At 46.2% G+C, this 26,118-nt stretch carries 15 protein-coding genes and 4 pseudogenes; 8 read left to right on the top strand and 11 right to left on the bottom strand.

The window, feature by feature from the left end; all coding sequences use genetic code 11:
• Positions 1 to 41: 41 nt before the first annotated feature.
• From srfAB to hxlR, 3 genes and pseudogenes are all read right to left on the bottom strand, one after another.
• A pseudogene (gene srfAB, locus HC660_RS21425) lies at positions 42 to 3,134 on the bottom strand (surfactin non-ribosomal peptide synthetase SrfAB); the annotation flags it as partial.
• 12 nt (positions 3,135 to 3,146) lie between these two features.
• The gene (srfAA, locus tag HC660_RS01990; protein ID WP_168746910.1) at positions 3,147 to 13,910 is read right to left on the bottom strand and encodes a surfactin non-ribosomal peptide synthetase SrfAA; all 10,764 of its coding nucleotides are present in this window, start codon (positions 13,908 to 13,910) and stop codon (positions 3,147 to 3,149) included.
• A 578-nt stretch (positions 13,911 to 14,488) separates the two neighbouring features.
• On the bottom strand, positions 14,489 to 14,851 hold the full coding sequence (gene hxlR, locus HC660_RS01985) for a transcriptional activator HxlR (RefSeq protein ID WP_003241118.1): 363 nt from the start codon (positions 14,849 to 14,851) through the stop codon (positions 14,489 to 14,491).
• 229 nt (positions 14,852 to 15,080) lie between these two features.
• On the opposite strand from hxlR, the gene hxlA reads away from it, so the two are divergent.
• The 5 genes from hxlA (at position 15,081) to HC660_RS01960 (ending at position 19,164) form a co-directional block, all read left to right on the top strand.
• The gene (gene hxlA, locus HC660_RS01980; RefSeq protein ID WP_168746909.1) at positions 15,081 to 15,713 is read left to right on the top strand and encodes a 3-hexulose-6-phosphate synthase; all 633 of its coding nucleotides are present in this window, start codon (positions 15,081 to 15,083) and stop codon (positions 15,711 to 15,713) included.
• 5 nt (positions 15,714 to 15,718) lie between these two features.
• Positions 15,719 to 16,276, top strand: a complete 558-nt coding sequence (gene hxlB, locus HC660_RS01975; protein WP_168746908.1) for a 6-phospho-3-hexuloisomerase — start codon at positions 15,719 to 15,721, stop codon at positions 16,274 to 16,276.
• A gap of 114 nt (positions 16,277 to 16,390) precedes the next feature.
• Positions 16,391 to 18,115: a methyl-accepting chemotaxis protein TlpC gene (gene tlpC, locus HC660_RS01970; RefSeq protein WP_168749356.1), complete on the top strand. Its 1,725-nt coding sequence runs from the start codon at positions 16,391 to 16,393 to the stop codon at positions 18,113 to 18,115.
• Positions 18,116 to 18,301: 186 nt separating this feature from the next.
• The gene (gene nucA, locus HC660_RS01965) at positions 18,302 to 18,739 is read left to right on the top strand and encodes a DNA-entry nuclease (protein ID WP_010332985.1); all 438 of its coding nucleotides are present in this window, start codon (positions 18,302 to 18,304) and stop codon (positions 18,737 to 18,739) included.
• A gap of 26 nt (positions 18,740 to 18,765) precedes the next feature.
• Positions 18,766 to 19,164 carry a DNA-entry nuclease inhibitor gene (locus HC660_RS01960; RefSeq protein WP_168746907.1) on the top strand — a complete coding sequence of 133 codons (399 nt, stop codon included), beginning with the start codon at positions 18,766 to 18,768 and terminating at the stop codon, positions 19,162 to 19,164.
• Between the two features lie 35 nt (positions 19,165 to 19,199).
• Here the strand turns inward: HC660_RS01960 and HC660_RS01955 are convergent, their stop codons facing one another.
• From HC660_RS01955 to HC660_RS01930, 6 genes and pseudogenes are all read right to left on the bottom strand, one after another.
• Entirely contained in the window at positions 19,200 to 20,633 is a 1,434-nt protein-coding gene (locus tag HC660_RS01955; RefSeq protein WP_168746906.1) for a glycoside hydrolase family 1 protein, read from the bottom strand.
• Positions 20,634 to 20,705: 72 nt separating this feature from the next.
• Positions 20,706 to 21,434: an AAA family ATPase gene (locus HC660_RS01950; protein WP_168746905.1), complete on the bottom strand. Its 729-nt coding sequence runs from the start codon at positions 21,432 to 21,434 to the stop codon at positions 20,706 to 20,708.
• Between the two features lie 16 nt (positions 21,435 to 21,450).
• Positions 21,451 to 21,789: a DUF3147 family protein gene (locus HC660_RS01945; RefSeq protein WP_168746904.1), complete on the bottom strand. Its 339-nt coding sequence runs from the start codon at positions 21,787 to 21,789 to the stop codon at positions 21,451 to 21,453.
• The gene (locus tag HC660_RS01940) at positions 21,780 to 22,199 is read right to left on the bottom strand and encodes a MarR family winged helix-turn-helix transcriptional regulator (RefSeq protein ID WP_024120173.1); all 420 of its coding nucleotides are present in this window, start codon (positions 22,197 to 22,199) and stop codon (positions 21,780 to 21,782) included. The genes HC660_RS01945 and HC660_RS01940 overlap by 10 nt, the downstream gene beginning before the upstream one ends.
• A gap of 136 nt (positions 22,200 to 22,335) precedes the next feature.
• Positions 22,336 to 22,671 carry a YckD family protein gene (locus HC660_RS01935; protein ID WP_168746903.1) on the bottom strand — a complete coding sequence of 112 codons (336 nt, stop codon included), beginning with the start codon at positions 22,669 to 22,671 and terminating at the stop codon, positions 22,336 to 22,338.
• A gap of 79 nt (positions 22,672 to 22,750) precedes the next feature.
• Positions 22,751 to 22,861: pseudogene (locus tag HC660_RS01930) on the bottom strand (RDD family protein); the annotation flags it as partial.
• 11 nt (positions 22,862 to 22,872) lie between these two features.
• On the opposite strand from HC660_RS01930, the pseudogene HC660_RS01925 reads away from it, so the two are divergent.
• A pseudogene (locus HC660_RS01925) lies at positions 22,873 to 22,968 on the top strand (RDD family protein); the annotation flags it as partial.
• On the opposite strand, the pseudogene HC660_RS20950 reads toward HC660_RS01925, so the two are convergent.
• Positions 22,965 to 23,066 (bottom strand): annotated as a pseudogene (locus tag HC660_RS20950) (formaldehyde dehydrogenase); the annotation flags it as partial. The pseudogenes HC660_RS01925 and HC660_RS20950 overlap by 4 nt on opposite strands.
• A gap of 244 nt (positions 23,067 to 23,310) precedes the next feature.
• Here HC660_RS20950 and HC660_RS01920 point away from each other — a divergent pair.
• Positions 23,311 to 24,174, top strand: a complete 864-nt coding sequence (locus HC660_RS01920; RefSeq protein WP_168746902.1) for a transporter substrate-binding domain-containing protein — start codon at positions 23,311 to 23,313, stop codon at positions 24,172 to 24,174.
• 9 nt (positions 24,175 to 24,183) lie between these two features.
• Positions 24,184 to 24,864 (top strand): amino acid ABC transporter permease, encoded by a 681-nt coding sequence (locus HC660_RS01915; protein WP_168746901.1) that lies wholly within the window; start codon positions 24,184 to 24,186, stop codon positions 24,862 to 24,864.
• A gap of 50 nt (positions 24,865 to 24,914) precedes the next feature.
• On the opposite strand, the gene zinU is transcribed toward HC660_RS01915, so the two are convergent.
• Complete coding sequence (zinU, locus tag HC660_RS01910; protein WP_168746900.1) at positions 24,915 to 26,105, bottom strand: zinc metallochaperone ZinU; 1,191 nt, start codon at positions 26,103 to 26,105, stop codon at positions 24,915 to 24,917.
• Positions 26,106 to 26,118: the final 13 nt, after the last annotated feature.

The following is a 26,118-nucleotide window of genomic DNA, read 5'->3' as shown; positions in this document are numbered from 1 at the left end:
GTCTGCTCCTCCTTGCTTTCGCTCTCTTCCAAATACAGTGCCAGTTCTTGAATGGTCGGCTTTTCAAAAAGCACTTTAATCGGTACTTCCTTGTGGAAATGCTCTTGAATTTTCGCCGTCATCATCATCGCTTTCAGAGAATGTCCGCCGATCATAAAGAAGTTATCTGTAACGCTTGCTTTAACGCCAAGTATCCCTTCCCAAATCTCAGCTAATTTCGTTTCACTCTCTGTTTTGGGTGCTGCATATTCAGACTGCACAGCGTCTGATTGAGGCGCAGGCAGTTCTTTTTTATTGATTTTTCCGTTTGGTGTAAGCGGCAGGCTGTCCATCTGGATCAAACGGGCAGGAACCATATAGTCCGGCAATGATTGTGACAGCGTTTTTCTCAGCCCGCTCACAGACACTTCGCGATCTGCCGTAAAGTACGCGCAAATTTCATTTTCATCCGCTTTGTTCTTGCGAATGATCACGGCAGCCTCTGTCACATGTTCGGCCATGTTCAATTTGTTTTCGATCTCCCCAAGCTCAATCCGGAACCCGCGCACCTTCACCTGGTTATCAATTCTTCCTAAAAACTCGATATTCCCGTCCGGAAGCCATTTCGCCAAGTCGCCAGTTCGATACATTTTTTCACCCGGTCTGAACGGATCTTCGAGAAATTGCTTCTCCGTCAGCTCTGGGAGGTTGACGTAGCCCCGTGCCACACCGCTACCCCCGACACACAGTTCACCGGGCGCTCCGATCGGCTGCAGACGCTGCTGCTCATCCATGATGTATGCAGTGGAATTTCCGATTGGCTTCCCGATTGGAATTGAACCGCTGTACTCGCGATCAATCAAAAAGCTTGTAGAAAATGTCGTATTTTCTGTCGGGCCGTACCCATTCCACAGAGAAAGCGACGGCGATGCCTGTTTCACTTTACTTACAATATGCGGCACGAGCGCGTCTCCGCCGATGATTAAATGACGCAGTGTGCCAAACATGCCGGCATCCTTTGCAGCAAGCTGGTTGAATAATGGCGATGTCAGCCACATCGTCGTAATTTTCTGCTCACGCAGGAACGCTGAAAACCGTGTCGCATCAAGCAGTGTCTCTTTTTTCACCGGATAAAGCGCCGCGCCGTTCAGCAGCGCGCCAAAGACCTCAAATGTGCCGGCATCAAAGCTGACAGCTCCCGTTTGCGCCATGCGGTCTTCTTCATGAACAGGAACGTATCCTGCATTTTTGACGAGACGCAGAATGCTTTTGTGTTCGATCATGACGCCTTTCGGGTTTCCGGTCGAACCTGACGTGTACATGATGTAAGCCAGATCAGACGGATCGGCGGGCAGATTCAGATTGTCAGCCGTTTCATTCTCTTCAAAGACGCCTTCCAGCGGGAGAACCGGCACTTGCAGCTGATTTGCCTGTTTTGTATAGGCCTCTCCAGCTAAAGCGATCCGAATCGAGCTGTCCTCCGCCATGAAACGGAGCCGATCCTCCGGAAGTGCGGGATCAAGCGGCACATATGCAGCGCCGGCTTTTAAAACAGCCAGTATGGCGGCAACAGTCTCTGCCGAACGGTCATTCATAATGGCTGCTGTTTCACCCTGTTGAAGACCTTGCCCGAGGAGCTTTCTCGCCAGACGGTTGGCCGCTTCGTTCAGCTCGCGGTATGTCAGCTCGGCTCCTTCATATACGAGGGCAGTACTTGCCGGTGTCCGCTTTGCTTGTTCTTCAAATACTTGATGAACAGCCATTCCTTCAGGGAGTTCTGTTGAAGTGCTGTTAAAGGTCTCCACAATTTGCCGCTGCTCTTCTTCTCCCACAAGCCCATGCTCACGCACAAAGGCGTCCGGCCGCTCGACAGCGGCTGTCATCATGCGGGTGAGATGTCCTGCTGTCCGTTCAATAAAAGCAGAATCAAATGCAGCGCCGTTATATTTGATTTTGACGGTCCAGGTTTTACCCGGGTAAACAATGAGGTTGAAATCAAAGCTTGTTTGTTCAAATGCGCTCTCAACCTTGATAGAGAACCCGAGCCTGTCTTCCATGCTGCCGTTTTCAAGCTCTTGATCAAGCGGATAATTTTCAAAAGCGACAAGATGGTTCAAAAGACTGCTGTCCAAGGCTGAACGTTTTTGAATCTCGTAAAGCGGCACGTAATCGTAGCGCTCCGCCTCCACCGCATGCTGCTGAACAGCTGTGAAAATATCAGCGAATGTAGACTGCCGATCAACCTTTACACGCACCGGAATGGTATTGATGAAGAGCCCCGCCATTGTTTCGATTCCGTTGATTTCAGACGGCCGTCCCGATACGACCGTGCCGAAGACAACATCATTCGTAAAGTTATATTTGCTGAGGACGATTCCCCAGATCGCCTGAAACAGGTTAGGCCCCGTCACTTGATGGCGGTTCGCCGTTTGCTGAATGCGTGCAACCAGTTCCTCATCCCATGTAAATGAGTATTCTCTGTTCACATACTCGTCTTTCTTCTCCGGCAAGCGGCCCGGGAGCACGCTTGGCTGTTCAAAATCCGCCAAGCGTTCGCTCCAGTAGCCTTCCGCTTCTTCATTATCCTGTTTTCCAAGCCACTTAATATAGTCGGAATATGGTTTGCCCTGCCCATTTGCAAGTGTGCGGCCTGCTCTGAGCGCTTCGTAGTTTTGGAACAGGCTTTTCATCAGCACGCCCATGCTCCAGCCGTCCATCATAATATGGTGATTGCTCCAGACAAGATACAGCTGATCTGCATCAAGGCGGAAAACTGCCACCTTGAACAAAATGTCTTTTGCCAGGTTAAAGCCTTGGCGCTGAACGTCTTGTTTGTAACGCTCAATGTGGTCTTTCTGGCGATCCTCGTCTGCATGACTGATATCTTCATAGTGCACCTTTGTCTTGCGTTCCGCTAACACAACCTGACGCGGCTTTTGCAGCTGCTGGTGTACAAATACCGTACGGAGAATATCGTATGACCGGATCAGTTCATTGACGCTTTTCTCAAAGATTTCAAGATCAAAAACACCTTGAATGCCAAGCTCTAATTGTGTGAAGTAAGAGGAAGAATGCGGATCAAGCATCGCATGATACAGCATTCCTTCCTGCATCGGTGTAAGTGCGTACACCTTTTGAATTGATTTTTTGCTCATATGCCACCTCTATTAGAAAATTTCCATTAATTTATCAAGCTCATCCAGCGTCAAATCGTCGTCGCCAAGGTCACTCGGCGTTAGTTCCGTGCCATCTTGAGATAGGCAATGTTCAATGATTCTAAGAAGATGGGCCTTAAAGCTGTCACTGAATGTCTGTATCGTTTTTTCATGAAATTCGAGAGAATGATAGGCCAGTGACATCGTCAGTTTTCCATTTTCAATATATCCGACAACATCAAGCGCGTTCGGTTTTTCCGTGTCCGGGCTTAATGACTGTCCTGATGGCAGCTCTGATCTCGTGAATAAACCTGCATCCGACATTTCGTCGAACTGCCCTAAATAGTTAAAGCTGATATCCGGCTGAATGGAGAACGCCACATCTTCTTTATGCTCCGGCGCCGTCAAATAGCGCAAAATGCCGTAGCCCACTCCCTTGTTCGGGATATGTCTGATGTCTTCTTTCATTTGCTTCAGCTGATAAGCCAGATCATCCGCATGCTTCATATCCAGCACCATCGGGAACATACTCGTAAACCAGCCGACTGTCCGGGAAATGGTCAGGTCTTCTACGATATCTTCACGTCCATGCCCCTCTAAATGAACACTCACTTGCTCCTGACCTGTCCACTCCTTCATCGCTAATCCAAATGCCGTCAGCAAAATATCATTCATTTCTGTATGATAAGCCTCATGCACCTTAGTGGTAAGCTGTTCTGTCTCTTCAGCAGTCAGCGAAAATCCGATTGTCTTTGTATGTTTCATTCGCTGATCACTAGATTCGCGGTCTTTCGGAAGCTTCACCGGGACAGTCTGTTCTTCAAGCTGTTTCCAATACTCTTTTTCTTTCAGAAAGGCCTTGGAATTTGCGAAGTCTTGTAATCTCTCTGCATACTCCGCAAACGAATGGGTTTTCTGCGGAAGTACCGGCTCGTTCCCTTGCTCCAGCTGTGTATAAACCGCAGCGAAATCCTCCAGTAAAATCCGCCACGATACACCGTCAACCACTAAGTGGTGAATCACAAGCAGCAAGTGGTCTCCATCTTCCGCTTGGAACAAGCCTGCTTTTAACAAGCCGCCTTCCTTCAAATTGATGCTGCTTTGCAGACGCTCCGCTTCTCTCTCTATGCGGTCTTCATGATCTATAGCCTGCCCCTCAAGTTTGGTGATCTCTAAGTGAACAGAGACAGCATCAAGCCCTTTGTTAAATTGAACGATCTCCCCTTGTTCCTCGCGGTAGACCATGCGAAGCGCGTCATGATGCTCAATCAGTGCCTGCAATGTCTTTTCAACCCGTTCAGGATCAAAGCCCTTCGCGGCATGAAGCATAACCGACTGGTTCCAGTGATGTTTGTTCGTGAAGTTCTTTTCAAAGAACCAGCGCTGAATCGGCGTCAGGATAACTTCGCCCTCCACCGGGCCTTGGTCTGCCTGTTTGCCTTCGGCACGCTCCACGTATTGTGTCAGTTCTTCGATCGTCGGGTGCTGGAAGAGATCCTTCATTTCCAGCTTCCAGCCGTGCTGGTTCAAGCGGCTCGCCATCTGGATGCCTTTAATGGAATCTCCGCCGAGCGAGAAGAAATTGTCGCTGACACCGACTTCAGAAATACCGAGCACGTCCTGCCAAATGCCGGCAAGCAGCTCTTCCATGTCAGTGGACGGCGCTTTGTATTCTCCGCTTCCTGTTTCAATATCCGGCTCCGGCAGCGCTTTGCGGTCTACTTTGCCGTTTGCGGTAACCGGAAGCTCGTTCAACGGCACCCAGAACGCCGGGATCATGTAGTCCGGCAAGGTTTCCTTGAGCGCTGACTTCAGCGCTTCTGTGTCGACAGTTTCCGGTGTGACATATGCGGCAATTGCGGTATTGCCCGCTTTATCCTTCACAGCTGTCACTGCCGCATCCTGCACCTGAGAAAGCTGGGCCAGCTGCACTTCGATTTCTGACAGCTCGATTCGGTAGCCGCGGACCTTGACCTGCTGGTCGATCCGGCCGATGTATTCGATGCCGCCGCCCGTCCATTTCACCAAGTCGCCCGTTTTGTACATGCGTTCACCCGGCACAAACGGATCTGAGACAAACCGCTTCGCGGTTTCGTCTTCCCTGTTCAGATAGCCCCGCGCCAGTCCGCGTCCCGCCACACAAAGCTCTCCGGCCACGCCCTCCGGCTGAACCTGATGGCTTTCGCTGAGAATGTACACTCTCGTATTGGCGATCGCGCGCCCGATAGAAAGCGAGCCTTCCTCCGGATTGATCTCTGTGCTTGTCGCAACGACGGTGTTTTCGGTTGGCCCGTAGTTGTTGATGAGTTTGTACGGCTGTTTGACCGCACGCTTCAGCTTGTCCCCTCCAGTCAAGAGCACGCGGAGTGACGTGTTCTCAAGCTCCATGAACTGTTCCGCCAGCTGCGTTGGCAGGAAGGTGATCGTCACGCCGTTTGTTTCGAAATAGTCATTCAGGTGGGTGATATCAAGGCGGATCGCTTCATCAATGACGTGAAGCTCAGCGCCGATCGTCCAGGTCGGGAACATCTCCCAAATGGAAGCGTCGAACCCGAAGCCCGCGTACTTCGCACTGCGGTCCTCCTCCGTCATGCCGAACGCGTCATGATGCCAGAAGCACAGGTTGACAAGCGCATGGTGCTCGATCATAACACCCTTCGGCTGTCCGGTCGTTCCTGACGTGTAAATCATATAAGCAAGATGATCCGCGGTTGTGTCGGTCTGCGGATTTTCCTCATCGTTTTCATCAAGCGGCAGACTCAGGATCGTCCGGTTGCCGTCAAGAAGAATGACCTCGCCCGTATAGCTGTCCGGCACTGTGATGCCTTCCTGTTTCAAGAGAAGCTTCGCACCGCTGTCCTGTAGGATATATTCAATCCGCTGATCCGGATAGTCAGGGTCAATCGGCACAAATGCCGCTCCCGCCTTCAGGACACCAAGCACCGCGGCGGACATTTCAAGCGACGGCTTCGTCAGAATGCCGACGCGCTCATCCGCGCTGATGCCGCAGTCGATCAAAATCCGCGCCAGACGGTTCGCCTTCGCATTCAGCTCGCCGTACGTCCATGACTGCCCGTTATACGTGACAGCCGGGCGGTCCTTGTGGCGCTGAACGGTTTCTTCAAACAGCTGATGAACCGTTTTGTCTGTCGGCACAGGCAGTGTTTTTCCTTTCCATGCCTCCAAGAGCGTTTGTTTTTCTGTCTCGTTGACGAGCGACAGGCTGGAAAGCGGCTGGTTCGGATTTTCTGTTACTGCTCCTAAAAGCTGAATCCAGTATTGCTTCCATCGTTCAATCGTTTCCGGTGTAAACAGCGCCGTATTGTATTCAAGAACAAATGCGAGCCCTCCGCCGGTTTCGTCAGCTGTCAGCGTGATATCAAACTTGGCCGTTTTCCGTTCAAACGGATGCGGTTCAAGCTCGACTCCTTTCATTGTTAAATCTGTGATGCTCGCATTTTGCATAGAAAATACTGCATCAAATAAAGGATTTCTGCTTGTGTCACGGTGAACCTCAACTTTTCCGATCAGGTCCTCAAGCGGGTAATCCTGCGCTTCAAATGCGCTAAGTGCCGTTTCTTTCACTTCACCAAGATAATCCGCAAACGTCTTATCGCCCTTCGGATATGTGCGCATCGCCAGTGTATTGACAAACATTCCGATGACGCGGCTGATGTCCGCTTGGGAACGTCCGGCTACCGGCGAACCCACAATGATATCGTTTTGGCCGCTCAATTTTGATAAAAACGCGCTGTAAGACGCCAGAAGGACCATATACAGAGTGGAATCCGTTTCCTTTGCAAGCTTGCGAAGAGCATCCGCTTTTCCTGCGTCCAATGCAAACGCAATCCGATCTCCTTCAAACGTTTGAACAGCAGGACGGCTGTAATCAGTCGGAAGAGTCAGCACCGGCAGCTCTCCGTCAAGCTCCTTCAGCCAATGCTCCTCTTGCTTCCGGTACAGATCGGACTGAATAAACTGCTGCTGCCACACGGCATAATCCTTATATTGAATATGAAGCGGCTCAAGGGTTTCTCCGTCGTACAGCTTCGAGAGTTCATCAATCAGCACGCTGACAGACGCTCCGTCAGAAATAATATGGTGCATGTCAAACAGCAGCAGATGCTCAGCTTCTGACAGCTTGATCAGCCCCATTCTGAACAGCGGCAGCCGGTCAAGTGTGAACGGACGGATAAACTCAGAAACGATCCGCTCGGTCTCTTCTTCTGGCGCTTCGAAATATGCCATATCAAACGCCGCTTCATCCCAGATTCGCTGCACCGTTTCTCCGTCTTTTATTTCAAAGGTTGTTCTAAAGGCTTCATGACGCTCCATTAACTGATTCATTACGCATTTGAGCCTTTCAACATCCAGATGACCCTTCAGGCGAAGAACCGATGGCATGTTGTAGCTTGTGTTCGCTCCTTCAAGCTGCTGAAGCACATACATCCGTTTTTGCGGAGAAGAAACTGGATACGTCTCTTGTGTCTTTGCCGGTCTTATGCTGACCGCTGTTCCTTTTTCTGCGGCGGCAATAACCTGTGCTAAGCTTTCAACGGTCGGTGATTGGAAAAGATCCTTGAGAGAAAGCTCAGCGCCCAGTTCCTGATGAATCAAGGCAAGCATCTTCATCCCCGCTAACGAGTGTCCGCCGATTTCAAAGAATTGGTCATAGATGCCGATCTTTTCAACCTGAAGCACCTGTGCCCAAATGTCTGCAACTTTTTGTTCTATTTCATTGCGCGGCGCAATATATGAAACACCATTTGAGATGTTGCCGTCAGGAAGCGGAAGCGCCCGCCGGTCGATTTTTCCGTTACCGGTCAGAGGCAGCTCGTCCATTTGGATAAATACCGCAGGAATCATGTACGCCGGCAGATCCTTTGCCGTATGCTCTCTCAGCTCTTGCGCTGTAATTTCACCCTGCCCGACAAAGTACGCGCAAAGCAGTTTGTCTCCCGCACCTTGATCGACAGCAAGCACAACGCTCTCCTGCACACGATCGTGGCTTTGCAGCTGGTGCTCAATTTCTCCGAGCTCAATACGCTGTCCGCGGATTTTCACCTGGTGGTCTATCCGTCCGATAAATTCGATATCGCCATTCGGCAGCCATCTTGCCAAGTCACCTGTTTTATACATGCGTTCGCCTTTTTTAAACGGATGCGGCACAAATTTCTCCTCAGTCAGTTCAGGGCGGTTGTAATAACCTTTTACGAGGCCTTCCCCGCTGACACACAGTTCTCCCGCGATGCCGGCAGGCTGAACATGTCCTGCGCGGTCAAGAATGTACACTTCCGTATTGCTGACCGGTCTTCCAATCGGAACGGACATCGTATGCTCATCCAATTCATCAACCGGATGATACGTTGCGAAAACCGTGCTTTCAGATGGGCCGTACATGTGAAGCAGCTTGCCTTTTCCAACAGTCTGCAGCGCTTTTTTCACATGATCTACAGAAGCCCGTTCTCCCCCGAACATAATCTTGCGCAAAGTCGACAAGCATCTCGGATTCAAGTCCACAAGAAGATGGAACAGAGCTGTCGTGATCATGAGGATGCTGATGTTCTCCCGCTCAATAACGCGAGAAAGACGAGCCATGTCCAGAACAGTTTCTTTCGGAACGAGCACAAGCTTGGCGCCGTTTAATAGAGAGCCGAATACGTCAAACATAAATGCGTCAAATACATAATTTGAGAGTCCGAGTATCGTATCCTGTTCCGTAATGCTGAGATAATTCGTCTGCTTAACCGTACGCAGAATATTGGCATGTGTCACAATATTTCCCTTTGGCGTTCCTGTCGTTCCGGATGTATACGTCAGGTTGGCCATGGCCGCAGAATCAAACGGCAGAGCGAGATTTTGCGCATCGCCGTGATAGCTTTCATCCTCATCAGCGAGCACGATGACACCCTTGAATTCAGCTTTTTCCGCTAACGCCTTTAATTTCGACTGGGTGAGAAGCACTTTCGCTCCGCTGTCTTGGAAGAAATGCTGCATCCGCTGAATCGGGTGTTCCGGATCAATCGGTACATAAGCCGAACCGGATTTTAATACCGCAAGGATGGACACAATCATGTCCATTGACCGTTCACATAGGACGGCCGCTGTCCTGCTTTCGCCTGCTCCCATTGAAAGAATGCCGCGCGCTAAACGGTTGGCCCGTTCATTCAGCTCTCGATATGTGAGCGATTGCCCTTCATATTGAAGTGCCGGGCGATCCGGCGTTTTGGCAGCCTGCTCCTCAAACAGCTGAACAATCGTTTTGTCTTTCGGATAAGGCGTTCTTTCCGGGTTAAACTGCTGAACTTGTGAGGCGGCTTCCTCTTCAGAAAGAAGGTTGTACTCAGAAATCTGTTTCTCAGGCTCAGCAACTACATCTTCAAGCAGGCGCGCAAAATGCGTGAGCAGCCTGTCTGCCGTGCTTCGTTTAAACAGTTTTGTGCTGTAGTCTAAATCAAGATCAATGCCTCGGTCCGTTTCTCTTGCCTGAACCGTTACATCAAATTTGGCAATGTTGAAGTTGGTTTCATGAATCGACAATGTCAAATCACCGACAGCCGGAATGCCCGCCGCCGCGTTTTGGAGACTGAACATCGTGTCAAACAACGGATGTCTGCTTACATCACGCGGGATGTTCAGGTCTTCAACAAGCCATTCAAATGGATAATCCTGATGAGAAAAGGCATCCAGAACCTGCTGGCGCACACGTGTGAGCAGGCTGTTAAAAGTCTCATCCTGCTTCACTTCGCTGCGAATAGCGAGCGTATTAACGAACATTCCGACAATGCCCTCTGTATCAGAATGATGTCTGCCCGCTGACGGAGTGCCGACAATGATGTCATCCTGCCCCGTATATTTAGACAGGAGCGTATAGTAGGCTGACAGCATGACCATATAAAGTGTGGCGCCATTTTTTTCAGCTAAACGATACAGGCGATTCTTTAACTCTGCATCCAGCTTGATGGAAACCCGGTCTCCTTCAAAGCTTTGGACAGGAGGTCTCGGATAATCGGATAGAAGCTGAAGCACAGGAAGCTCACCCGCAAAGGCTTCCTTCCAATACGCCCGATCCTTTTGGTATCCTTCAGCAGCCTGCGCGCTTTGCCAGACGGCGTAATCTTTATACTGAAGGCGAAGCTCAGGAAGCTGTTCACCGCGGTAAATCTGTGCCAGTTGCTCCAAAATAATGCCGATGGAAACACCGTCAGAAATCAAATGGTGCATATCAAACAGAAGCATATGACGGTTTTCTTCGAGCTCCATCAATCCGATTCTCAACAGCGGCGCTTTCGATAAGTCAAACCGGCGGACAAAAGAAGTCATAACCTCCTCATTTGAGCGGCCGCTTCTTTCAATCATCTCGATGTTGAACTGGACGCTGTCATGAATTTTTTGTCTCGGTATGCTGCCTTCAAGCACAAATGATGTCCTCAGCGACTCGTGGCGGCTGATTAACTTATCAAATGCGTGTTTCAGTTTTTGAATGTCTAAAGGTCCCTCTAAAATAGCTGCCGCCGGCATGTTATATCCGACTCCCGCGTCCTCGAATTGGCTGACAATGTACGTCCGCTGCTGCGCCAGAGAAAGCGGGTAATGCTCCTGTTTTTCAGCCGGCTCAATCGCCGCAAACGTCCGGCCTTCTTTACGCTCGGCCGCCTCAGCAAGAGCGGCGATGGTCGGATGCTCAAACACATATTGCAGCGGGATGTCAGCGCCCGTTTCCTTATGAATCTTTGTTAAAAGCGTCATTGCCTTCAATGAATGACCGCCCGTTTCAAAGAAATTGTCAAAGACCCCGGCTTTCTCAACGCTCAGCACATCCTGCCAAATCTCGGCGATTGTTTTTTCCATTTCGTTTCGAGGTGCGGTATACGCTGTTCCCCTTACCGCTTTTACCTCAAGCGCAAATAGCTTGCGGCGGTCCACTTTTCCGCTTGGCGTGAGCGGAATTTCTGTGATTTCTGTGATGTAGTTCGGCACCATGTAGTCAGGAAGGTGTTTTGCCGCGTGTTCCCGCAAACGCGCAGGAGCAAATTCGCTTCCCGCTTTTTGCACAACATACGCACAAACCTCAAGATTTCCTTGGGTATCAGGCTTCGCCAAGACGACAGCTTTGGCAACATCAGGCGCCTGCTGAAGCACGGTTTCAATTTCTCCAAGCTCAATGCGGTATCCGCGAACTTTGACCTGATCATCTTCTCTTCCTAAATATTCGATCGTTCCATCCGGAAGCCAGCGCACCACATCTCCGGTACGATACATGCTGTCACCGGGCACAAACGGGTCTTGTGAAAATTTCTCAGCTGTCAATTCCGGGAGGTTTAAATAGCCTCGTCCAACACCGTCACCCGCGATATAAAGCTCACCCGCCACGCCTTCCGGCTGCAGACGGCCTTTTTGATCCAAAATATACAAGCGGTTATTCCCAAGTGCTTTCCCGATTGGCACATACGCTGATTGAACTGAACTGTCCGGGTGAACCGGATGAACAGATGCATCCACACACGTTTCAGTCGGCCCGTACACATTGGTTAAACGAGGAACGGCACCCGCTTCTTGAAACAATGTCAGAAGCTTGTCCGCCACAACAGAAGAAAGACCTTCCCCGCCAATCAGCAGGTGTTTGAGCTTAAGACCAGTCAAATCTCCCGCAGCTATCAGCATTTGCAGATGGGCCGGTGTTCCGTCCGTCGCCTCAATTCCGTGTCTGCGGTAATACTCCGCAAGAGCAGCGCCATTCGTCACCGTTTTCTTCGGTACAATATAAAGAGTCTGTCCCAAAAGAAGCGACGCGAAAATCTGTTTCACTGACGCATCAAAGTGGAACGGCGCAAGCAATGCCATCCGCAGGGTCTGGCTCTCACTCTGATAAATGGTCTGCTGCAGAGATTCAACCAAATGATGAACCTGGCGATGCTCGATCATCACTCCTTTTGGACGTCCGGTTGTTCCCGACGTATAAATAATGTAGGCAAGATCACCAGCATTCACATTGACATCCAAAATAGCATCTGTACCGCTTGCAATCGCCTGATCAAAGTCAATAAGCTCAGCAGATGCATCTGGAGACGCAACCTTCGATTCAGTCAAGACGAAGTCCGCACCGCAGTCCTCCAAAATAAATTGGATACGCTCTGCCGGAAACTCGGGGTCAATCGGCACATAGGCTCCGCCGGCTTTTAAAATCCCCATGATGGCCGTGATCATCCGTTCAGAACGTTCGAGCAAAACGGCAACCGGGCTGTCTGCACGGACCCCCTTCTCTTTCAGCACATTGGCAATGCGTGCGGATTGTTCATGTAACGTTCGATAAGACAATGCACGATTTTCAAACACAACCGCAGGCTGATCAGCAAGCGATTCCGCCTTTTCTTGGAATAGCGCCGGAATCGTCATGTTCTTGCGGTAATTAACCGGTTCACCGCCAGCCCGCAATAGCAGCCGCTCTTTCTCCGCCTCAGAAATCAGCGTCAATTCATCAATCGTATGATCCGGGTGCGTAAGTGCGTTCTCAAGCAATGTCATCATGCGTTCACAAACAATTTTAATTTCTTCACGTGTCATGAAGTCAGTACGGAAGTCAAAGTCAATTGTAAGTTTCCCAGTATCCCATCGATCCTTCACATGAATCGAAACATCATTTAATCCGCTTCCGCTGAAAATGGGCTCAGTCAAAAAGGCTAGATTCTCTTCTTTCTGCCATTGCATCACCTGATATTCAAGAGAAACGGTAAACAGCTTTGTCACAGAGCTATTTGTTTTACGAAGATCATTGATGAGAAGATTATACGGGTACTTTTGATGCCGAAGAGTCTTCATTAAATCCTTCATCCGGTCTTTAACAAAATCAAAAAACGTCTGTCCGCCGTCAATGTTTGCCCGAAGCGGAACCGTAGAAACAAACATGCCGAGCATCTGCTTCTCTTTCGCATTTGTCCGGTTGCCCATAAATGTACCAGTTACCACATCATTCTGCCCGCTGACTCTGTACAAGTAGGCGGCAAGCACCGATTGAAATACCGATAAAACGCTGACCTTGTGTTCCTCACAAAAGGATAAAATCTGCTGATGCAGCGCCTCAGGCACATCTTGAGAGAATCTCTCAGCATCTAAACTTCCGCCTGCAGGAGCATTCCGTTTCAGGGAAACGAGTTCAGGCACCGTCTCGAATTGCTTGTTCCAGAACGCTTTATCTTTTTCAAACCGCTTTGATTGAGCATAGTCCTGTTCAGACAAAACATGATCGATAAATGAATGCGAGATTCCTCTTTTTGTTTCTGAGCCGCCTGCTAATTCCAAGTAAATATGCATAATGGCGTTTCCGAGAATGTTCATGGAGATCCCGTCAGAAATCACATGATGAACATTTGCATAAAACCATACTTCATTTTCTTTGATGGTAAACAAGGAAAACCGGAATAAGTCACAATCGTACAGAGGCAGAGGTTTTTTCGTTTCCTCCCGGCCCCATTGTGAAATGGATTCTATCGCATGCTGATCTCCAGTGGTGTCAGTATGTTTTATATCAACAGGCTTATACTCGCTTATATATTGAACGGGCTCTCCGTTTTCATCGAGACGCAAACGAAGACGCATTGCGTCATTTCTGCGGACAAACTCTTGGATCGCTTGCTCCACAAGCTTCCAGTCAATTCTTTCAGTTGAAACCAGCTTACCAATACCCGCAAGATTTGAAATACTCGTGTGAGGATAAAATTTTTCTGTATACCAAATTCGTTTTTGTGCATCAGTTAAAGGATAAAAAGTTATTTCCATATTATCTTACCTCCCCTAATCTTCAATAATTTGTAACATGTGCAGGATGATTTCTCTTTCGTATCCATTGACAACTTTTGAATCTAATGGACTAACTGATCAAAAAGCCGAAAGTACTACATCTCAAAAGCGTTGCATCCAAACAAAAAACAACTACCGCTCTTAAAAGCGGGTGCCGTAAGCCTTTATTGCGGGCGGCCGGCACAGGCAGATAAAGCCTGCAGTTTCTTTTTCACCAAAGAGAAACATTTTTGCCTAATTCTTCATTGTTTTCAATATTTTTAACCTTTCTAACGTTCACTTTAAATGAAAAAATTGTTTTTATCACCGAAAAATGGGTGAAAAGTTCCATGCGGGATACCGAAAAGATTCCAGTTCTTTTACAGGGGTATTTTTGCGGGATACCGCAAAAATTTCCACTAAACATTATTTACAGAAAAATAAAAATTTTTAAATTGAGCCACTTCGCTACAGCCCATTTACTGTTGGAAGCCATTTACAATCTTTACATCCCATATGTTTACCGCCCAAAAACCAAAAAACAGGCAAAAAAAAAGACACCCTTAACCGAGAGCGCCTTACAACGATTCCTTAATGACATTTTTGTCGATATCAATCAATTCCATATAGCCTTTCCCCCATTCATACATGGCATCAAGAATAGGCATCAGGCTTTCTCCTTGCGGGGTCAAGGAATATTCAACCTTCGGTGGGACAACCGGATACACTTCCCTGTGAACAATCATATCCTGCTCAAGCTCTCTCAGCTGATTCACGAGGATCTTCTGCGTAATATCAGGAATCAAAGCTTTTAATTCATTAAAACGTTTTGTGCCTTCTTTTCCTAAATGCCACAAAATAAGCATTTTCCATTTACCGCCGATCACCGCTAGCGTCAATTCCTTCTCACAATTAAACCTTTTGTCGTCCATCCGGCTCAAAAGAAATCCCCCTTAGTATACTTTTTATATGCTAGATACGTATCATCACTTACTTACTTTTTAGCAGGCTCTTTTTATTATACTCACTCACAAAAACAAGCGAAAGAAATCTGATTGCCTCTTCTCACAGTATCCTTCAAGTAACTAGTTGACTTCAAAGTGCCTACTTCTCAGCTAAAGAAGGAATCTATAGAATGAGAAATAATTCGAATAAGGGAGTGGATCAACAATGGAATTACAGCTGGCATTAGACCTGGTAAATATCCCCGAAGCCATCGAGCTTGTCAAAGAAGTGGAACAATATATCGACGTGGTTGAGATCGGAACACCGGTTGTCATTAATGAAGGCCTTAGAGCCGTTAAAGAAATAAAAGAAACATTTCCGCAATTGAAGGTCCTGGCAGACCTGAAAATCATGGATGCCGGCGGATACGAAATTATGAAAGCGTCGGAAGCGGGAGCTGACATCATCACCGTGTTAGGAGCTACAGACGATGCAACGATTAAAGGTGCAGTAGAAGAAGCCAAAAAACAGAAGAAGAAAATCTTAGTGGACATGATTAACGTGAAAGATATTGAATCCCGTGCGAAAGAAATTGACGCACTCGGTGTTGACTACATCTGCGTCCACACTGGATACGATCTTCAAGCAGAGGGCAAAAACTCTTTCGAAGAATTAACGACAATCAAAAATACAGTAAAAAACGCAAAAACCGCAATTGCGGGCGGCATCAAACTTGATACACTGCCAGAAGTGATCAAACAAACCCCCGACCTTGTCATTGTTGGGGGCGGAATTACAAGCGCAGCTGATAAAGCAGAGACAGCTTCAAAAATGAAACAGCTTATATCCCAAGGATAATTCATATGAAAACGACTGAATACGTAACGGAAATTCTCAATGAGTTACACCGTTCAGCGGCTTATATTTCTAATGAAGAAGCTGATCAGCTTGCAGATCACATTCTTTCGTCCAACCAAATTTTCACTGCGGGCGCGGGCCGGTCTGGCCTGATGGCAAAATCCTTCGCGATGAGACTGATGCACATGGGCTTCAACGCTCATATTGTCGGTGAGGTTCTCACTCCGCCACTCCGCAAAGGAGACCTCGTCATTATCGGCTCAGGATCAGGCGAGACAAAGAGCCTGATCAACACAGCAGCTAAAGCAAAAAGCTTACACGGAGTCGTTGCCGCTTTAACCATCAATCCGGATTCGAGCATTGGAAAACAATCGGATCTCATCATCAAAATGCCCGGTTCTCCTAAAGACCGGTCAAACGGAAGCTATCAAACCATACAGCCAATGGGTTCATTATTTGAGCAAACATTGCTGCTATTCTATGATGCAGTCATCTTAAAACTCATGGAGAAAAAAGGACTCGATTCTGAAACCATGTTCACTTACCACGCAAACCTTGAATAGCGTCACATAACCGGCCTGGAGATCAGGCCGGTTTTTGATATTCCTCTAAAATAAAACTTTAAACCCAAAAACCCGATAAGTAATATGACCTACAAATATACAAAGGGAGGAATTATATTGAAAAAGCAAATAAAACTGAAGCTTGGAACTAAAATTCTCGGCTTGGTCTTCGCGGTTATTCTATTGTTTTCTCTATCAGTCGGCGCCGTGATGCTTAAGGACATTACAAGCAGCATGAAAAAAATGGCCACTGACAAGGCGAAAGGCGATCTTGCTTTAAGCAGCACGTATATTGACGACGTGATTTTAGGGAACTGGGAGGTAAAAAACGATAAGCTGTATAAAGGCGAGACACAAATAAACGGAAATGAAGACATTGTTGATCTGCTTGGCAAAAAAACAGGTGACACCGTAACGATTTTTCAAGGAGATACACGAGTGGCAACCAACGTAATGAAAGACGGCGAAAGAGCTGTCGGCACTCAAGCTTCTTCTGAAGTCACTGACGCTGTTTTAAAAAACGGGAAGCAATTCTACGGACAAGCAGATGTGGCGGGCTCCTCTTATCAAACAGCATATATGCCCTTAAAAGATAAGGAAGGCAACATTATCGGTATGCTGTATACAGGAGCCAATCAAAGCATTTTAGCATCGCTTACCCAATCGCTGTTCACTCAATTCGCTATCGTTCTCGCTGTAGTTATTATTATATCTGTCATCCTTGTTCTGCTTTTCACCAGAAGAATCAATCGGCGGCTAAACGTGTTAAAATACGCCTTTGAAAGCGCCGGAAACGGAGATATGACAATAGAAGTTTCAGACAAGTCCGCTGATGAGTTAGCAGAACTGAGTGTTTACTATAATAAGATGAGAATGAAGCTGAATCAGACAATCCAAACCGTACAGCAATCGGCCCTTCAGCTTGCATCAGCCTCTCAGCAGCTTTCAGCCGGAGCTGAAGAAACAAATCAAGCTTCAGAAAAAATCACAGAAGCTGTTCAGCATATTGCAAACGGAGCAAAGCATCAAATCACACGAATTGAAAACAGTGAAAAATCACTGGAGCAAACAACGGCTGACATACGGCAAATTTCTTCAAATACTGTTGCCATTGCTGAGAAAGGACAGCTTGCGCAATCTAAAGCAGACATTGGCCAAAAAGAAATTTCAAATGTTCAGGCACAAATGGATACCATTCACCATTCGATTGAAAAAAGCGGTGAGATCATTCAGCAGCTGGACGGCCGCTCTAAACAAATTGAACAAATCTTATCTGTCATCACCCAAATTGCCGATCAGACAAACCTGCTTGCCCTTAATGCGGCAATTGAAGCTGCCCGAGCCGGAGAACACGGCAAAGGCTTTGCCGTTGTTGCTGATGAAGTTCGCAAATTAGCAGAGGAATCTCAACGGTCTGTCGGACAGATTTCCAAATTAATCGCTGAGATAAAAAATGATATGACTGTATCTGCGCAGTCTGTTGAACATGTGAAAACAGAAGCTGCTGAAGGTGTAAACATGATCCACCGCACCAGAGACGCATTTAAAGAAATTGCAGCTGCAACAGATGAAATTACTGCGGAAATCAGCGATCTATCAGCATCTGTTACCAACATTTCAGCAAGCACGCAAAAAATAAATGAATCCTTTGCCGCCAATACAACAGACATTAAAGAATCAACAGAAAATACCCGGCAGGCAGCAGCTTTAACAGAAGAGCAATTTGCTGCAATGGAAGAGATTACTGCAGCCTCGGAAACGTTATCCCATTTAGCTGAAGAGCTTACCGGTATCATAAGCCAATTTAAAATGATTAATCAACCTGAAAACAGCTTATAATCTCGTATTAATATTTCAATTTGATAACGTTATTTTATTAAAAATGAATATTTCGATCTGCTAAAATGACGATTCCTGCAATAAACCTAAGGCAAAACAAAAAATGTTAATCTTTACACCAAGCCCTTTCTGCATTACTCTTGGAGCAGTTTTAAAAGTTGCTGACGCGGGAGGTGATCATCACGAATGGACATTATAAAAACTTTACTTCTCGTAATAGTTGTCATAGCAGCTGCAGCTGTTGGCCTGATTAAGGGAGACTTTTTCTCAGACGAACAAAAAACGTCTCAAACAGAAGAATATGACGAAACAATAGCCTTCCCTTCTGAGCGTTATCCTGAGACAGCAAATCATATCAAGGACGCAATAAGTGAGGGGCATTCAGATGTGTGCACTGTAGACAGAGACGGAGCTGAGGAACGCCGCGAACAATCATTGAAAGACGTACCTACCAAAACAGGGTATGACCGAGATGAATGGCCAATGGCCATGTGCAAAGAAGGCGGTGAAGGGGCTTCTGTAGAATATATTTCTCCCGCTGACAATCGCGGCGCAGGCTCCTGGGTCGGGCATCAGCTGACCGATTACCCTGATGGCACAAAGGTTTTATTTACGATTCAGTAAACAGTTAAAAGAGGAGGAACAGCACATTGATCAAATCATGGAAGCCGCAAGAACTGACGATTTCATATCATCAATTTACTGTATTTCAAAGGGGTTCCGCACCGCCTGTCATCGATTGGACAGATGAAGCGATTGAAAAAGGATATGCGGAAGCGGCCGAAGCCATTTCGTTTGAGGCACAGCGAAATTCAAAGGTATATATTCTTTTGCGCCTTAACAGTTCAGAAACAGTAGCATCCTATGAAAAAAAAGTGACTGTTCCTTTTCACGTCACAAATGACGGAATTGAAATTGAAAGCATCATGTCCAAACGGCTCTCCTTCGACCTTCCTAAAGGGGACTATCAATTCACATGCTACACTGTACCGGCTGAGCTGTCAGATCTGCATGCTGACACTTACATCATTGATGCTGTTTCCGTCTAATGAAAAGCCCTGAGAGGAATACTCTCAGGGACTCTTTATATATTTTCTCCATTTTTCTTAATAACGTCCTGATACCAATAAAAGCTTTTTTTCTTCAATCGTTTTAAGTCATATTCATTCTCTTCGTCACGATTCACATAAACAAAGCCGTATCTTTTTTGATAACCGTTCAGCCAGCTTAACAGATCAGTAAATGACCAGCTGCAATATCCGATCAAATCGACTCCATCACTAATGGCCTGTCTGCATTGCTCAAGATGCGATCGCAAATAATCAATTCTATAATCATCATGTATAGTGCCGTTTTCAACTTTATCGAATTCTCCTAAACCGTTTTCTGTAATAAACACAGGAAGCTGATAACGTGTCGTAATGCGGCGGAGCCCGATACGCAATCCTACCGGATCAATCGTCCAATCCCAGTTGCTCGTTGTGAGGTTCGGGTTTTTCTTAGTTTTAAATAGTCCCGGCATCCCTGTTTCCTGATTGGTCCCTTTTTGGCCCGTCGTATTCATTTTCCCTTCTGAAACGCCGTCAAGCGGATTTCGTTCGTAAGTAATCGTTTGATAATAGTTGACACCTACAAAATCCGGCTTCCCTTTGGCAAGCAGCTCCATATCACCCGGTTCGATTGTCGGCGCCCATCCCTGTTTTTCTAAATAGCGGAAAGGAATTTGCGGGTAGGTTCCCCAGCAATACATGTCCAGCCACCAATTATTCATAAATTCTTCAGCATTTTCAAAAGCTGTGATATCCTCTGGGTGACTGGTTAAAGGATATGCGGGAGAATAAGCAAAGCTTGGTCCTATTTTGCCTTCGGGCACATATTTTCTGAAGGACTCAATAGCTTTCGCATTTGCCAGAAACGCAATATGATTTGCTTCGTAAAATCGTTTTCGGTCCTTCACGCCAGGCGGATGCATGGCTGTAAGAAAGCCGTGATTAAAATTGTAGTTTTGTTCATTCAACGTTACCCAATATTTCACTTTCTGTCCAAAGCGTTTATAAAGAGTCATGCAGTAATGATTAAAATCCTCTATGATGTTTCTCGACTCAAATCCGCCATACTCGTCCATAAGCGCCTGAGGCAAATCCCAGTGATATAAAGTCAAAACCGGTTCAATGTTATGAGAAAGCAATTCATCAATCAGGTTATCGTAAAATGCCAGGCCGGCTTCATTGATTTCTCCTTTTCCTTTTGGAAAAATACGCGGCCAGCTGACAGAGAATCGATATGCTTTCAGCCCCATCTCAGCCATCAGAGCGACATCTTCCTTATAACGGTGATAATGGTCAACTGCAACATCACCATTGGTGCCCTTAAACGTTTTGCCGGGGATTTTCGTAAACACGTCCCATACAGAAGGGCCTTTGCCATCTTCGTTCCATGCTCCTTCAACCTGGTAAGCTGCTGAAGCCGAGCCCCATAAAAAATGTTTCGGAAAAGATTCTGGATGTTGATGGATCATTGTGTTAATCACTCCTGAAGTATTTGATAAACCTATCATAGGCTATGAAACGCGTTTCATAGCAACACGATGTTAATCTCGGAACAGCTCAGCTAATATTTTCTCTCTTTGTTCAAGAAAATACCTGGTTAACTGGACGTGTTCAGTGCTTTCGTATTCTGTATGATGTATACTGCCCCCGTCAAAGCTGAAAATGTCAGCATTCGGATAACCTAGCAAAATTGGGGAGTGAGTAGCAATGATGAACTGTACATTTCCGCCCTTCACTAAATCGTGTATGACTCTCAAAAAAGCTAACTGCCGTGCGGGAGAAAGTGCGGCTTCAGGCTCATCTAAAAGATAAATGGCTTTTCCTTTAAAACGATGATGGAACAGCGACATAAAAGACTCACCATGCGATTGCTTGTGCAGCGGCCTTCCGCCATAGGAGAGATATGGCTGCGGAGCATCTCGTTCCACTTCATCAAGGTGAAGAGAAAGCTGATAAAACGATTCTGCTCTTAAGAAGAAACCATTTGTGATCTTAGGAAGCCATGATAAACGTATGTAATCTCCCAAATGAGAGTCTGACTCCTGCAATTCATAGATATTATTACGGCTGCCGCCCGCTGTATTAAATTCACACTTATCCGCAATTGCTTCAAGCAACGTTGATTTCCCCGAGCCGTTTTCTCCGACAAAAAAAGACACTTCTTTGGTAAATGAAATTTCGTGTAATTGACTTACAGCAGGGATAGTGAATGGGTATCTGTCAAAGGACGGGATCTTTTCTCTAAGGAGTGTGACCTTTTTTAAATACATAGCTTCTCCTCTCGCGTTAAATGAATATATTCAAAAAAATCTTTTGCAGTAGCAAAAAAGCGATCCATCCTAGGACTCCAAAGCATAGCGCTAACCAGAATGGAACATTCGTTTTCAATAAAAACGCCATTACCGCGAGCAAACAAACCGTAGCAGGTATGCCCTTAAGCACACCAGACGCAAATTGACTCAATTGTGCTGTATTTTCGCCCTGCACTTTCATCCAAAACAGGCTTAACAAGCTGACTAAGGGCAAAGCTGCAATAATCCCTCCATAGGTTGGATGTCTTTTTGATATTTCAGTAACGAATCCAATAATCAGTGCTGAGATGATTACTTTACTGATTACCGCCATTGTTTAGCTTCCTTGCTTAAAATTTCAAATGCTTGTTGAATCAATTCCTTTTCCGATGAGCTTATTCGTTCGATTATTTCTTTTAATTTCTCTTTGTCCAGCTGAGTATGCTGTTCAAGAACAGAGCGTCCTTCCTTTGTTAAAACTACCAAAACCTTACGTTCGTCTTGCTGACTTCGACGTTTAGCTGCCAATCCCTTTTGAATCAACCGTTTTGTATGTTCAGATGCTGTATTATGAGAGACAGATAAATACTCTGCTAAAGCTCCTATTGTTGCCTCACCTTGCTTTTCAATATGCTGCATGAGTCGTATCGCCTGATGAGAAATATTATCTTTTTGCTTGTAGTGTAATGAATAGTAGATGTCGGTCCATTGCTGATTTAATTTATTTATGAAATCCAGTTCCATTATTCACACCCCTCTTTATATCTTATATTACGATATATTCTTTTTGAACGATATAATTTTATAAAAAAACTTCAATATCATAATGGATAATACCTTTAATCAAAAAAGCATCCAATCTCAATTGGATGCTTGAAGCCTAATGTCTCTTTTCAAATTTATGCTGATGAGAATGGCGTTTCGGAACAAAGCCGTTTTGTTTCATCATTTCAAAGTGTTGGACCATGTGATTTTTGATGTGATCTCCTTTTTCTTTAGGCAGAACGCCGTATTCTACATACTTAGAGATGACATCCTTGCGTTTTTTTAATATATCTGCTTCCAGCTGTTCAATTTCTTTCTTTTGCTGTTCAGTCAGTGTAACATTTGCAGGCGGCTGTTGCTGTTGTTTTTCCACCGCTTCAGCTGTGCCAGTTAAAGAAATAACAGCCGCGGCAATGAGCATTCCGATGATATTGACATTCGCTTTTTTCATCCAGTTTATTCCTCCTATCTTTTTTGTATATTTTGCTTCATTGTGTTTTTTATGTATACAAAATAAAAAGAGCGAACCATTATTCGCTCTTTCTGATCTGTTCGTCTGTATAAAGTTCTTCTTCTCCCGGTGCTGCGTAAGTAACGTATGTTCCTGCGATAAAATCATGCAGCGTCTGTTTGTCTTCTCTGGGGGAGTTACATGAACATCTACAAACCGGCCGGATTTTGGATCAGACTAGGAGCTTCATTACTGGATTACATTATTGTCTCGGTGCCTCTTTTGCTGATCTACTATGGTTTCAATTTGACTTTGATGTTGCTGTCTTCTTTCTTATCGAATATATCATATGCTCTAGGGGCATCAGCAAGACTTAATTTGTGCGTAATGATATCAGGCGCAGCAGGAATCCCGTTTTATCCAAATGAAGATCAGAGCCGCAAATACCTGTTGCCGGAATTCTGATAACAGCATCTCTTGCTTCCTGAATCCGGCGAGCTTCAACCTCTTTGCTGCTTTTAGGCTCACAGTCTCATTTGTATACACAATTCGAACTTTTTGAAAACGCCATCAACATATTGCAACCCCCTATGTTCAATGCTATCTTTTTAGTTGATTAACAGATTGGGGGAAACATAGGTGAAATCATTTAAGCAATCAAAAGCCGTTATCTTTAGCTTAACAATGGCTTTCTTTCTTATATTGGCAGCCTGTTCCGGCAAGGATGAAGCCGGTTCCAAGAATACAGACTGGGAGCAGATCAAAGAAAAAGGAAAAATTGTCGTTGCTACGTCCGGCACACTTTATCCTACGTCCTATCATGATACCGATTCAGGTAAGGATCAACTGACAGGCTATGAGGTTGAAGTTGTTCGAGAAGCGGCTAAGCGTCTCGGGCTGAAAGTCGAGTTCAAGGAAATGGGTATCGACGGGATGCTGACAGCGGTGAACAGCGGCCAGGTTGACGCTGCCGCCAATGATATAGATGTGACAAAGGACCGCGAGAAGAAGTTCGCGTTTTCTTCTCCTTATAAATATTCATACGGCACAGCCATTGTCCGAAAAGATGATTTATCAGGGATAAAAACGCTGAAAGATTTAAAAGGGAAAAAAGCGGCTGGCGCAGCGACAACTGTCTATATGGACGTTGCCAGAAAATACGGCGCCCAAGAAGTTATTTATGATAACGCGACCAACGAGCAGTATTTAAAAGATGTTGCCAACGGCCGCACTGATGTCATCTTAAACGACTATTACCTGCAGACACTCGCACTGGCGGCATTTCCGAATCTTAACATCACGATCCATCCTGACATCAAGTACATGCCGAATAAACAGGCGCTTGTCATGAAAAAAAGCAATACTGAGTTTCAGAAACAAATGAACGAGACGCTGAAAAAGATGAGCAATGACGGCACTTTGACCAAGCTGTCGAAACAATTCTTCAATAAAGCGGATGTATCAAAGAAACTGGATGTCGACGTTCAAGACGTTGACCTTTAATCAGACGCCATGATATACAGCATTCAGTGGGAATATATTTTCAACACGCAGCTGGCGATAGAATCGTTTCCTTATGTTATAAAGGGTATTGGATACACGTTGCTTATTTCTTTTGTCAGCATGTTTGCCGGAACGGTGATCGGGCTGTTTATATCGCTCGCCAGAATGTCTAAGATTGCCCTGCTGAGATGGCCGGCGCGTCTTTACATTTCTTTTATGCGCGGTGTTCCGATTTTGGTAATTCTGTTTATCCTTTATTTTGGTTTCCCTTATATCGGCATTGAATTTTCTGCCGTTACAGCCGCCTTGATCGGCTTTAGCCTCAACAGCGCTGCTTATATTGCGGAAATTAACCGTTCAGCCATTTCATCCGTTGAAAAAGGACAGTGGGAAGCTGCATCCTCGCTCGGTCTTTCATATTGGCAGACGATGAGGGGGATCATTTTGCCGCAATCGATCCGCATTGCGCTGCCTCCGCTCGCCAATGTTTTGCTCGATTTGATCAAGGCATCCTCGCTCGCCGCGATGATTACGGTGCCGGAATTGCTCCAGCATGCGAAAATTATCGGGGGCCGAGAGTTTGATTACATGACCATGTATATTCTGACCGCACTCATTTATTGGGCCATCTGCTCCGTTGCGGCGGCGTTTCAGAATATCCTTGAGAAGAAATACGCGCATTATCTTTAAACAAACGTTTCATTAAAAAAAGCCGCTCCGCAGGAGACGGCTTTTTCCTATTAATTCAGCTTCCATTTAAATGGATCTTCAAACAGCGACCAATCGGAATCAAACTCATATTCAGTCAGCAAACATTGATCAAGCTCCTTTGTAATCGCTTCTTCGTCCAAGTCTGTTCCGATAAACACCAGCTGCGTCAGACGGTCGCCAAACTCTGGATCCCAATCCTCTAATATTTCCGGCTCCTGCTGTTTGATTTGCTCCTGTTCAAGCTTCGGCATCGCCGCCACCCAATAGGATACCGGCTCAATCGTTACGGACGGACCGGCTTGAGACATCAGAAGAGCGAGGCTGTTATGCGATGCGCACCAGACGATGCCTTTGGCGCGGACAACATTTTTAGGCATTTGATCCATCCATTGATAAAAGCGCGTTGAATGAAACGGCAGTCGTCTTTTATAAACAAATGAAGAAATGCCATATTCCTCGGTTTCCGGGGTATGGGCTGCATGGCCTGCTGTCAGCTCTCTTATCCAGCCGGCAGATCCGCTCGCTTCCTCGAAGTTAAATAGCCCTGTATGTAAAATCTCCTCCGGCTTGACGTTCCCTTTGACAGCGCGAATGAATTTAGCCCTTGGCTGCAGGGTGCGAAGGACTTTCTCAAGCTGTTCAAGCTCTTGCTCGCTGACTAAATCACATTTATTTAAGATCAGAACATCGCAAAACTCAATTTGATCGATTAGCAGGTCGGCAATTTCTCTTTCATCCTCTTCCCTGAGTGCTTCTTTGCGGTCCAGAAGGCTGTCACCCGACTGATAGTCATGCCAAAAACGGTTCGCATCGACCACTGTCACCATCGTATCTAACTCACAAAACTTTGTGAGATCGATTCCCAGCTCTTCGTCAATATAAGAAAATGTCTGGGCCACCGGGATCGGTTCGCTGATTCCCGTCGATTCGATTACGATATAATCAAACCGTCCCTCTTTTGCCAGCTTCTCCACTTCGACTAACAAATCCTCGCGAAGTGTGCAGCAAATGCAGCCGTTTGACATTTCCACTAGCTTTTCATCTGTTCTGGAAAGCCCGCCTTCCTGCTTAACCAACCCAGCGTCAATGTTTACCTCGCTCATGTCATTTACAATAACGGCTATTTTTAAGCCTTCACGATTCTGCAAAATGCTATTGAGCAGTGTTGTTTTTCCCGCGCCAAGATAGCCGCTTAGTACTGTAACCGGAATTTTTTTCATGTGATCTCATCCT

The organism is Bacillus mojavensis (assembly GCF_012648005.1).
In the GTDB taxonomy this organism is placed as follows: Bacteria; Bacillota; Bacilli; order Bacillales; family Bacillaceae; genus Bacillus; species Bacillus mojavensis.
Note: the sequence above shows the minus strand (reverse complement) of the source record. Positions and strands in the feature narration are given on the sequence as shown.